Source organism: Actinomadura harenae, assembly GCF_003696215.1.
Lineage (GTDB): Bacteria > Actinomycetota > Actinomycetes > Streptosporangiales > Streptosporangiaceae > Spirillospora > Spirillospora harenae.
In genome coordinates this window covers 1-3,877 of sequence record NZ_RFFG01000225.1, presented here as the reverse complement: position 1 = coordinate 3,877, position 3,877 = coordinate 1, and the positions used below count along the sequence as shown (strand labels likewise).

The following is a 3,877-nucleotide window of genomic DNA, read 5'->3' as shown; positions in this document are numbered from 1 at the left end:
GGGTCGAGCGGCTCGGCGCGATCGAGCTGGCGGCGCGTCCGCTCCGCGACCCCGGGGCCGGGGCGGTGCGCGGCGCGCTCCTGGACGGCCTGCGGGCCGAGGGCTCGGCCCTGCTCCGCTGGACCGAGGCCGCGGGCGCCCTGCGCGAGCGGCTCGCGTTCCTGCACCGTGAGCTGGGCGAACCCTGGCCCGCGATGGACGACGCGGCCCTGGTCGAGCACGCCGGAACGTGGATCGACGCGTCCGGCGCGCGCCGCCGTTCGGACCTGACGAAGATCGACGTGGTGTCCGCGCTGCGGTCCCTGCTCCCGTGGGAGTGCGCCGCGCGGCTGGACGAGTTCGCGCCGGAACGCGTCGAGGTGCCGTCCGGCTCGCGCGTGCGCGTGGACTATGCGGGCGAGCATCCGGTGCTGGCCGTCAAGCTTCAGGAGCTGTTCGGTTGGGACGCCACGCCGCGGATCGCGGGCGGGCGCGTCCCGCTCGTCGTGCATCTGCTCTCGCCCGCGGGGCGTCCGGCCGCCGTGACGTCCGACCTGGCCTCGTTCTGGCGGGACGGGTACAGGGCCGTCCGGGCCGAGCTGCGTGGACGCTATCCGCGCCATCCCTGGCCGGACGACCCGACCCAGGCGACCGCGACCCGCCGCGCCAACCCCCGCCGCTAGCCGGTCGTCAGCCGGCGGGTGAGTCTCCGGCGCGCCGGGCGGTGATCAGGGTCTCGATGCCGTCCAGGATGCGGGCCAGGCCGAACTCGAAGGCGTGCTCGGGGCCGACGGCCGCGTCGTAGGTCTCGCTCGACGCAGTGCCGACGCGGCTGCTGACCGGGTAGCGGGACGCGTCGACGTGCTCGGCCAGGAACGGCGCGGTCGCCTCCCACCACTCCCGGTCGGTCAGCCCGGTGCGGCGCTCCGCCCGCGCGCGGTTCACCGACGTCCGCGCGGTGGTCTCGGCGAGGCCGTTGATCAGGGCGATCGCGGCGTCCATCTCCAGGTCGGTGAGGCCCAGGCCCTCGACGGTGAGCAGCTCGTGCTCGTACTTGCCGAGCAGGTTCGGGCCGAGCGGCGGGCGCGCCGTCGCGACCTGGAGCAGCCAGGGGTGCGCGTGGTAGATCCGCCAGTTCTCGCGCGCGATGTGGGCCACCCGGGCGCGCCAGCCGGTCACCTCGCCGCCGGGCGGGACGACCTCGCCGAGCGCCCGGTCGAGCATGGCGTCCAGCAGCTCGGCCTTGCCGGGCACGTAGGTGTAGATCGACATGGGGGAGACGCCGAGGTCGTCGGCGATCCGGCGGATCGACACCGCCTCCAGGCCGTCCGCGTCGGCGATCTCGACCGCCCGTCCGACGATCTGCCCGGGGGTCAGCTTCGGGCGCGGCCCCCGGCGCGGCCTCTCCCGCACGCCCCAGAGCAGCTCCAGGCTGCGGCGCGGGTCGCCGGCGCCGGTGTACTCGGTCGTCACGCTCCCATCCTCGCAGAGATCGCGAAGGTCTCCGGAAAAACTTTGTACGACGTACGGAGATCTGTGGCACACTCCATTATGTACGCCGTACAGAGTTGGAGGACGGATGAGAACCGCCGTGCTGGCCGAGTCCCTGCGCAAGCGCTACGGCGACACCACCGCGCTGGACGGGCTCGACCTGGCCGTCCGTGCCGGGACGGTCCACGGGCTGCTCGGGCCCAATGGCGCGGGCAAGTCGACGACCGTCAGGATCCTCGCCACGCTCGCCCGCCCCGACGAGGGCCGGGCCGAGGTCGACGGGCACGACGCCGTCCGCGACGCGGCCCGCGTCCGCGCCCGGATCGGCCTGGTCGGGCAGCACACCGCCGTGGACGAGGTGCTGACCGGACGCCGCAACCTCGTGATGTTCGGGCGCCTCGCCCACCTGACCCGCCGCGCCGCCCGCCGCCGCGCGGACGAACTGCTCGAGTCCTTCGGCCTCGCGGACGCCGCGGACCGCCCGGCCGGGACCTACTCCGGCGGGATGCGCCGCCGCCTCGACCTCGCCGCCGGGATGCTGCTCGCCCCCGCCGTCCTGTTCCTGGACGAACCGACCACCGGGCTCGACCCGCGCGCCCGCGCCGAGGTCTGGCGGGCCGTCCGCGGCCTGGCGGACGGCGGCACCACCGTCCTGATGACCACGCAGTACCTGGAGGAGGCCGACCGTCTCGCCGACGAGGTGTCGGTGATCGACCACGGCCGCGTGATCGCGTCCGGCACCCCGGACGGGCTGAAGGCCGAGCTCGGCGGCGACCGTCTCGACGTGGTGATCGCCGACCCGGGGGACCTGGCCGCCGCGTCCGCCGCCGTCGAGCGCGTCACCGGGTTCCGGCCCGAGGTCGACGAGGACGAGCTGCGGCTGTCCGCGCCGGTCGCCGACCGGGTCGGCGCGCTGGCCGGGACGCTCCGCGCCCTGGACGACGTGCACGTCACCGTCGCCGACATCGCCGTGCGCCGCCCCACCCTCGACGAGGTCTTCCTCCGCCTCACCGAAAGGGAGCAGGCCGTTCCCGCCAAGGATCAGCCCGCCAAGGAGAAGGAGGCCGTGCGATGACCGCCGCGACGCTGCGCCGGACGACCGCGACACTGCGCTGGACCGCCGTGGACGCCTGGACGATGACCGTCCGCGAGCTGGAACGCCGGGTCCGCAGGCCCGGCGCGCTGATCGCCGCGCTCGCGTTCCCGGTGATGGTCGTGCTGATGATGGGCTACCTGTTCGGCGGCCAGATGGAGGCCCCCGGCGGGAACTACCGCGAGTTCATCATGCCCGGGATGTTCGCCCTGACCATGGCGTTCGGCCTGGAGGGCACGTTCACCGCGATCGCGGCCGACGCGTCCCGGGGGATCACCGACCGGTTCCGCGCCCTGCCGCTGTCGGCGTCCGCGCCGGTCGCCGGGCGCTGCGCGGCCGACCTGGTGGACGCCGTGCTCGGCCTCGCGGTGATGGCGCTCTGCGGCCTGGCGATCGGGTGGCGCTGGCACGACGGGCCCGTCCGGGCGCTGGCCGGGTTCGGGCTGCTGCTCCTGCTGCGCGCCTCGCTGGTGTGGGCGGGCGTCTGGCTCGGCCTGGTGGCCAAGGGGCCGGAGTCGGTGATGGTGATCCAGGTGCTGGTCTGGCCGGTCGGGTTCCTGTCGAGCGCGATGATCGACCCGTCCACGATGCCGGGCTGGCTGGGCGCGATCGCCGAGTGGAACCCGCTGTCGGCGACCGTCACGGCCTGCCGCGGCCTGTTCGGCCAGCCGGGATGGGAGTCCCACTCCTGGCCCGGGACCCACGCGCTCGCGCTGGCCGTCGCCTGGCCGCTGGTGATCACGGCGGTGTCGCTGCCGCTGGCCGTCCGCCGCTACCGGCGGCTCAGCTAGAGAGGGCGACGCAGGCGCCTAGGGAAGAGCGCCCAGGGCCTGGTTCAGAAGCTAGGGCAGGAGCGAGGCGCGGTGCCGGGCGAGGGCGAGCGCCGGGTAGCACTCGTCCGGTACCGCCTGCGCGCCGTCGAGCACGGCGCGCAGGCGCTCACCCACCGCCGCGGGCGAGAACGGCTGGACGGTGCACAGCTCGGCCTGCATCGCCTGCCGGGCCGCGGTCATCAGCGCCGGGACGTCCCCGACCGGGACGATCTCGCCGGGCGTGTCCCCGTAGCCGAGCCGGACGGCGATCGCGTGCAGCCCGCGACCATCCGGGTAGCGGAACTCGCAGATGAGCCGGTCGCCGTCGAGCGGGCCCTCCTGGATCAGCCAGACCTGGCCGGGCGTGACCGCTCCGAGGTCCCCGGCCCAGGACGGCTCGTCCGCGCCCATGCCGTCCGCAGCGCGCGTGGCGACGGCGCGGACCTCGGCCGGGCCGATCGCGGCGAGCCCGCGCAGGAACGCCCGCGCGCCGGGGGTGCCC

The 3,877-nt window shown here is 75.2% G+C and carries 5 protein-coding genes; 3 read left to right on the top strand and 2 right to left on the bottom strand.

The genetic code is table 11. The annotated features are described in order from the left end of the window. A partial coding sequence (locus tag EBO15_RS42830; protein ID WP_325051989.1) for an ATP-dependent helicase C-terminal domain-containing protein occupies nucleotides 1–662 on the top strand: 662 nt, incomplete at its 5' end. Between the two features lie 7 nt (nucleotides 663–669). On the opposite strand, the gene EBO15_RS42825 is transcribed toward EBO15_RS42830, so the two are convergent. Beyond that, nucleotides 670–1,452, bottom strand: coding sequence for a TetR/AcrR family transcriptional regulator (locus tag EBO15_RS42825; RefSeq protein ID WP_122200149.1), 783 nt, complete (start codon nucleotides 1,450–1,452; stop codon nucleotides 670–672). A gap of 106 nt (nucleotides 1,453–1,558) precedes the next feature. On the opposite strand from EBO15_RS42825, the gene EBO15_RS42820 reads away from it, so the two are divergent. Both EBO15_RS42820 and EBO15_RS42815 read left to right on the top strand, forming a co-directional pair. After that, nucleotides 1,559–2,545, top strand: a complete 987-nt coding sequence (locus EBO15_RS42820) for an ATP-binding cassette domain-containing protein (RefSeq protein ID WP_122200148.1) — start codon at nucleotides 1,559–1,561, stop codon at nucleotides 2,543–2,545. Beyond that, the gene (locus EBO15_RS42815; RefSeq protein ID WP_122200147.1) at nucleotides 2,542–3,354 is read left to right on the top strand and encodes an ABC transporter permease; all 813 of its coding nucleotides are present in this window, start codon (nucleotides 2,542–2,544) and stop codon (nucleotides 3,352–3,354) included. The genes EBO15_RS42820 and EBO15_RS42815 overlap by 4 nt, the downstream gene beginning before the upstream one ends. 51 nt (nucleotides 3,355–3,405) lie before the next feature. Here EBO15_RS42815 and EBO15_RS44945 read toward each other — a convergent pair. Further along, nucleotides 3,406–3,877: hypothetical protein (locus tag EBO15_RS44945; RefSeq protein ID WP_122200146.1), on the bottom strand; the 472-nt coding region annotated here is incomplete at its 5' end.